This is a genomic window from Streptacidiphilus sp. MAP12-33, from assembly GCF_041261265.1.
In the GTDB taxonomy this organism is placed as follows: domain Bacteria; phylum Actinomycetota; class Actinomycetes; order Streptomycetales; family Streptomycetaceae; genus Streptacidiphilus.
Window position 1 is genome coordinate 152,867 of record NZ_JBGCCA010000019.1, and the last position, 6,412, is coordinate 159,278.

Annotated in this window: 6 protein-coding genes and 1 pseudogene; all 7 read left to right on the forward strand. The window is 76.7% G+C overall.

Going from position 1 to position 6,412, the window contains the following annotated elements:
• Nucleotides 1–140: 140 nt before the first annotated feature.
• Nucleotides 141–617: a hypothetical protein gene (locus ABH931_RS20285; protein ID WP_370115179.1), complete on the forward strand. Its 477-nt coding sequence runs from the start codon at nt 141–143 to the stop codon at nt 615–617.
• Nucleotides 614–1,777, forward strand: coding sequence for an FAD:protein FMN transferase (locus ABH931_RS20290; protein WP_370115180.1), 1,164 nt, complete (start codon nt 614–616; stop codon nt 1,775–1,777). Before ABH931_RS20285 ends, ABH931_RS20290 begins: the two co-directional genes overlap by 4 nt.
• Nucleotides 1,774–2,514 (forward strand): ferric reductase, encoded by a 741-nt coding sequence (locus ABH931_RS20295; RefSeq protein ID WP_370115182.1) that lies wholly within the window; start codon nt 1,774–1,776, stop codon nt 2,512–2,514. Before ABH931_RS20290 ends, ABH931_RS20295 begins: the two co-directional genes overlap by 4 nt.
• Entirely contained in the window at nt 2,511–3,848 is a 1,338-nt protein-coding gene (locus ABH931_RS20300) for an NADH-ubiquinone oxidoreductase-F iron-sulfur binding region domain-containing protein (RefSeq protein WP_370115184.1), read from the forward strand. The genes ABH931_RS20295 and ABH931_RS20300 overlap by 4 nt, the downstream gene beginning before the upstream one ends.
• A 5-nt stretch (nt 3,849–3,853) precedes the next feature.
• Entirely contained in the window at nt 3,854–4,078 is a 225-nt protein-coding gene (locus tag ABH931_RS20305; protein WP_370115185.1) for a ferredoxin, read from the forward strand.
• Nucleotides 4,079–4,166: 88 nt separating this feature from the next.
• Nucleotides 4,167–4,772, forward strand: a complete 606-nt coding sequence (locus ABH931_RS20310) for a hypothetical protein (protein ID WP_370115187.1) — start codon at nt 4,167–4,169, stop codon at nt 4,770–4,772.
• Between the two features lie 204 nt (nt 4,773–4,976).
• A pseudogene (locus ABH931_RS20315) lies at nt 4,977–6,412 on the forward strand (hypothetical protein); the annotation flags it as partial.

Genomic DNA, 6,412 nt, shown 5'->3' on the forward strand with positions numbered 1-6,412 from the left:
GGCGGTGGTGCGGTCCCCGCGGTCACGGGCGGCGGCCGATGCTTGCCAGTTCTTAGTACTTCCTGAACCGGAACCCCACGGGCCGCTCGGCACGCTGGACGGGCAGACCAGCCGTCGCCGACCGTTCGAGGAGAGCCAGGATGGACTCGTCCGAGCAGCAGCCCGCCGCCAGGGCCCGCGCCCACCGCCGGGACCGGTCGGTGCGCCGGGTCGGCAGCGCCACCCGCTGGGTGACCGTGGCCGCGGCCGCCGGATCGGTGGCGCTCGCCACCGGCTACGCGCAGGCCTCGACGGCCGGCGGCAGCGCCGTGACGCCGTCGCCCTCCCCGTCCACCGCGGCCCCGACGACGGCCTCGGCCTCGGCAAGCGCGAGTCCCCGCCACAGCGCGTCCCCGTCCGTCACCCCGACGACGCCGCGGCCGACCCCGCACCCCACGCACACCACCGTGCCCGTGCAGCCCGCCCCGGCGACCACCCGCGCCTACGTCCCGCCCGCGCCGGCCCCCACCACGGTCGCGCCGCCGACGCAGGCCGCACCGCCGCCCGTCCCGACGCAGGCCGCGCCCCCGCCCGCCCCGACGCCGCAGCCCACGCACACCACCACGGGTGGCTCGTGACCGGCCGGGCGAGCTTCCCGGTCTTCGGGACCACGGCGCACCTGCTGGTCACCGACCCGGACGCGCTGCCGCGCGCGCTGCGGCTGCTGCGCACCGAGCTGGCCGCGATCGACGCGGCCTGCAGCCGGTTCCGCCCCGACTCCGAGCTCTCCCGCGCCAACACGGCCGCCGCCGAAGGCCGCGCCGTGACGGTCGGCCCACGCCTCGCGGAGGCCCTGGACGCGGCCCTCCAGGCCTCGGCCCGGACCGGCGGCCTGGTCGACCCGACGGTCGGCACCGCCGTCATCAACCTCGGCTACGACCGCACCTTCGCTTCCCTCCGCCCAGAGCAGCTCGGGCTCCCGCCCGCCCCGGCAGCAGCCCCGATCCGCCCCGACGCCCCCCGGCCCCCGAGCGGCCCGACCGCCGCGCGAGCGCAGCAGGCCGGCGGCCCCGCTTCGCAGGCGTCCCAGCCCGGCCACTGGTCGGAGCCCGGCGGTGGCCCAGGCACCGGAACCGTCTGGTCCCCGAGCGGCCCGACCGCCGCGCGAGCGCAGTACCTCCCCGGCGTCGGCGCGCGAGCGCTGGAGTGGGACCCAACCGAGCGGCGGCTACGGGTGCCCGCGGGGGTCGCGCTGGATCTCGGGGCGACCGCCAAGGCCTGGGCCGCCGACCGCAGCGCGCGGCTGCTCTCCGCGGCCCTCGGCTGCGGCGTGCTGGTGAACCTCGGCGGGGACCTGGCCGTGGTGGGCGGGAGCCCGGACGGCGGGTGGCGGATCGCGGTCGCCGACGACCACCGCGCGCCCGCGCCCGACGCCCCCGTCGTCGCCGTCACCGGCGGCGGCCTGGCGACCTCCGGCACCACCGTCCGCACCTGGTGGCGTGACGGCCACCCCGTGCACCACGTCGTGGACCCGCGCACCGGACGCAACCCCGAGGCCTGCTGGCGTACCGTCACCGTCGCCGCCGCGACCTGCCTGGCCGCGAACACCGCGGCCACAGCCGCCCTCGTGCTCGGCCCGGACGCCCCGGCGATGCTGCGGCACGCCGGGCTCCCGGCGCGGCTCGTGCACGACGACGGCGGCGTGCTGCGCGTCTGCGGCTGGCCCGAGGACACCCCGACCCACGACGCGCCGACACACGACGCCCCGACCCACGCCACCCCGCGAGGTGCCGCATGAACGGCTTCCTGCTGGCCGCCGGCAGCGCGGCGAGCACCGCCCCGAGCCCCTTGTGGTTCGCCACCCGCGCGGGCGGCACCGTGGCGCTGGTGCTGCTGACGGCGACGGTCGCGCTCGGCGTCGCCGTCGGCGGACGGCACGCGCCCCGCGTGGTCGCCCGCTTCGAGATCACCGCGCTGCACCGCAACCTGGCGTTCCTGACGCTCGTCTTCCTGGCGATCCACATCGTCACCGCGATCCTGGACAGCTTCGTCCACCTGGGCTGGTGGATCACGCTGGTGCCGTTCACCGCCGGCTACCGGACGCTGTGGCTGGGGCTCGGCACGGTCGCCTTCGACCTGCTCCTCGCCGTCGCGCTGACCAGCGCGACCAGCGGCCTGCGGCTGCGGTTCGGGCAGCGCCGCTGGAAGGCGCTGCACTGGCTCGCCTACGCGTCCTGGCCGGTCGCCCTCTTCCACGCCGCCGGGACCGGGACGGACACCCGCGACACCCTCCAACTCGCCCTCTACCTGGGCTGCCTGGGCGTGGTCGTGCTCGCGGTCTGGTGGCGGCTGTTCCGGGCCGGGCCCGGACGCGCGCCCGCCCGGCTGACGGCGGCCCTGGGCACCCTTGTCGTACCGCTGGCCCTGGTCGGCTTCCTGCACGCGGGTCCGCTCGCCCCGGGCTGGTCGCACCGCGCCCTCGGTGCGGCGCCCGTGACGGACCACCAGGTGCGAGTCGCGGAGGTGACCCGATGACCACGTTCGACACCACCCGGCGGCTGCCGCTCACGCGGGATGACGGCGCCCGCCCCGGCCCGCACGGGACCCGGCTCCTCGCGGGCTGGTTCACCACCGGCCACGCCGCCGACCTGAGCGACCACCGGGACCGCTACGGCCCGCTCCCGCAGACGCCGCCAGCACCGCTGCGCGACGCCGTCGAGGAGGCCGGGCTGACCGGCCGCGGCGGGGCCGCCTTCCCCACCGGCCGCAAGCTACGGACCGTCGCCGCCGGTCGCGGCCGGGCCGTCGTCCTCGCCAACGGCATGGAGAGCGAGCCGGCCAGCCGCAAGGACGAGACGCTGCTCCACCTGGCGCCGCACCTGGTCCTGGACGGCATCGCACTGGCCGTGCGCGCCGTCGGCGCGGACGCCGCCCACCTGTGCGTCGCCCGGACCCGGACGGAGCAGGTGCGCGAGCTGCGCGCCGCGCTCGCGGAACGTGCCCGGCTCCGGCTGGACCCGGTCCCGGTGCGACTGCACGAGCTGCCGCACCACTACGTCTCCAGCGAGGAGAGCGCACTGGTCAACTGGCTGAACGGCGGCGACGCGCGCCCCACCGCGACGCCGCCGCGCCCGTTCGAGAAGGGCGTCGCGAAGCGTCCGACCCTGGTCGACAACGTCGAGACGCTGGCCCAGCTCGCCCTGATCGCCCGTTACGGTCCCGCCTGGTACCGGGAGGAGGGCGCTGCGGAGGCGCCGGGTACGACGCTGGTCACGCTGACCGGCGGCGTCCACCACCCCGGCGTCTACGAGGCCCCGACCGGCGCGGCCGTCGGCGCGCTGCTGGACCTGGCGGGCGGCCCGACCGAACGGCTCTCCGCCGTGCTGGTCGGCGGCTACTTCGGCAGCTGGTTGCCGGCCGACGCGGCACTCCCGGCCCGGTTCACCGGGCCGGGGCTGGCCGAGCTCGGCGCGGGTCCCGGCGCCGGGGTGCTGGTCGCCCTGCCCGAGCGCGCCTGCGGACTGGCCGAAACGGCGGCGGTGCTGGGCTTCCTGGCCCGAAACGGCGCCCAGCAGTGCGGGCCGTGCCGGTTCGGCCTGCCCGCCGTCGCCGAGGACTTCGCCGCGCTCGCCGCCGGCCGGCTCGACGACGCGTCGTACGAGCGGCTGGAGCGACGCGTCGGCCTGCTGGCCGGGCGGGGCGCCTGCCGGCACCCGGACGGCGCCTCCCGCCTGGCCGCGACGGCGCTGCGCACCTTCGCGCAGGACGTCGCGTGGCACCGGCGGTTCGGTCCGTGCGCGGGGGCGGCGGAACCATCGCTGCTCACCGTGCCGCAGGGCGCGGTGCCCGGCCCCGAAGAGTGGAGGTGAACCTCGTGCCCTTCACACGCGCGCGTGAACTGACCCTACGGCTCGACCGCATCGCCTGCGAGGGCCACGGTGCCTGCACGGAGCTGCTGCCCGAACTGCTCTCACCGGACGAATGGGGCTATCCGATCGTCCACGGCACGGCCGTGCCGCCCGAACTCGGCTCGCACGCGCGCCGCGCGGTGGCCGCCTGCCCGGTGCTGGCGCTGCGGCTGGAACGTTCCGGCGGCTGAGCGCCGAGGCAGGGGCTGAACGAGTTCTTAGTCACCGATCATGCAGACTCAGCGCACGTCCCCAGGTCCGTGTGGAAAGGAACATCCGGTGACCACTGCGCCCGTCGCCCCCTCACGTCAGGAGCAGCGGCAGTCACGCGGCCCCGAGGGCAACACGCGGCTGACCGCCTCCGTGGGCACGGTCCTGCTCGTGCTGCTGGCCGTCCAGGGTTTCACCATCCTGTCGGTGACGCGGCTGCTGACCGTCCACTTCTTCGTCGGTCTGATGCTGACCGGCCCGGTCGCGCTCAAGATCGGCACGACGGGCTACCGGGTCTACCGGTACTACACGGGCGACCCCGCCTACCGCCGCCACGGCGCCCCGCCGATGGCGCTGCGCCTGCTCGGCCCGCTCCAGATCCTGCTGACGGTGGCGGTGCTGGCCACCGGCTGCACGCTCGCGCTGGTCGGCCCGGGCGACCTGGCCCATACCGTGCTCTTCCTGCACAAAGCCGCCTTCTACCTCTGGGTCGCGCTGACCTCGATCCACGTCCTGGCCCACCTGCTGCGGTTGCCCCGCCTGGTCACCGCGGACCTGCGCCGCCAGGACCCGGTCTCCGGCCGCGCCCTGCGCTGGACCCTGCTGACGGCGTCCCTCGCCACCGGCGCGGTCGTCGCCCTGGCAGGCGTCCACCTCGCCGCCAACTGGGGCTGAGCCCGGCCGAACTCCCCGGCAGGCAACGGCGGCTGTTGCCTTCGGCGCCCGCCGCAGGTCGGCGGGGCCGGACCGCACCGGTCCGCGAGTCGCGACGCGCCCGTCGCGACTCGCGGGGACGTGCCCGACGCGGCGTCGGTCACTACCCCTATCGTGTGTGTCCACCGCCACCCGTCACCGACTCAGCCAGGGAACCTTCCGCTTATGACTGTCGCGTCCGTCCACAGCAGCAGCGCCCTTCCCGCACCACTCCTGTCGCCCGAAGCCCGGGAGGACCTGCACCGTTACGCGGAGGCAGGCGGCTTCACGCTCCGCGCCGAGACCCACCCCTGGTACGCGGCGTTCGACTTCGTGTCCCGCATGGACGAGGCCCGGGCCGCCTCCACCGTCCTGACGGAGCTGCGCGGCCGCGACGTCCCCGGCCTGCGGGACGCCGCCGAACGGCTGGAGTCGGTGCGCGACCTCCACACGCCGGCGACCGTCCACGAGACGGCGGCCGTCGTCGCCGTCCTCGCGCGGGTCCGCGCCACGCTCTCGATCCTTCAGCCGCAGGCCTACGTCGCCTCCTCGGACACCCTCCAGGCGCTGGCCGCCGCGACCGCGACGGCCGCATGGCGCGCGGAGCGCGGCGTCGGCCAGTCCTGGTGGCACCGCGCCCGCCTCGGCCGCCGCGCCCGCGCGCTGGCCGCGACGGGCCGCGTCCGGCGCGAGGACCTCCACGCGGCGCTGGTCGAGGCGTCCACCGCCCGCGCGAAGTGGCAGGCCCTCACCGGCGACGACACCCCGCCGTCCCTCCCCGCCGACCTCGCGTTCCTCGACGCCGCGGCGGACGCGGCCACGGCCGCCCTCGCGGGCCTGGAGCAGCTGACGCTGCTCCTTCAGCCCACCACCCCGCTCGAGGAACTCCCCCTGGCGGTCCTGACCTCTCTCCTGGACTCCCTGGCGGCGGACGAGGGCACCCTCTACCGCCTTCCCCGCCTCCGCGAGCTCCACGACTCCCTCACGGCCCAGGGCTTCTCCACCCTCCTCACCGAACTGACGGCCGAACAGGCCGACGCCACGGCCACCACCACCCTCCTCGCCCAGCGCACCCCGCCTGCGGCGGAGTCGCTGGACGCGGAAGAGGCCGGCGACGTGGCAGCGCTCGTGGACGCGGAGGTCGAGCTCCTGCCGGGCGCGGCCGACGTGGCGGAGGCAGACCTCGTCACCGAGGCGGAGGCCGAGCCGGCGCTCGCCGCCGAGGCGGAGGCGCAGGACGCCGACGAGACCGAGTCGTCCACCGCCCTCGCGAGCGCACCGGACACCGCCGCTGACGCGGAGCCGGTCACCGAGGCCGAGCCGGCGCTGGTCGCCGAGGCGGCCGCCGACCAGGCCACCACGACCGAGCCGGAGGCTCGGGACACGGAGCTCGTCGGCGAGGCCGAGACCGAGCAGGTCGCCACGACCGCGCCCGAGGCGCAGGACACCGACGCTCACACGGAGCCGGTCACCGAAGCCGAGACCGAGCCCGTCGCCGCCGAGGCTGAAGCCGAGCAGCTCGCCACAACCGCGCCCGAGGCGCAGGACACCGACGCTCACACGGAGCCGGTCACCGAAGCCGAGACCGAGCCCGTCGCCGCCGAGGCTGAAGCCGAGCAGCT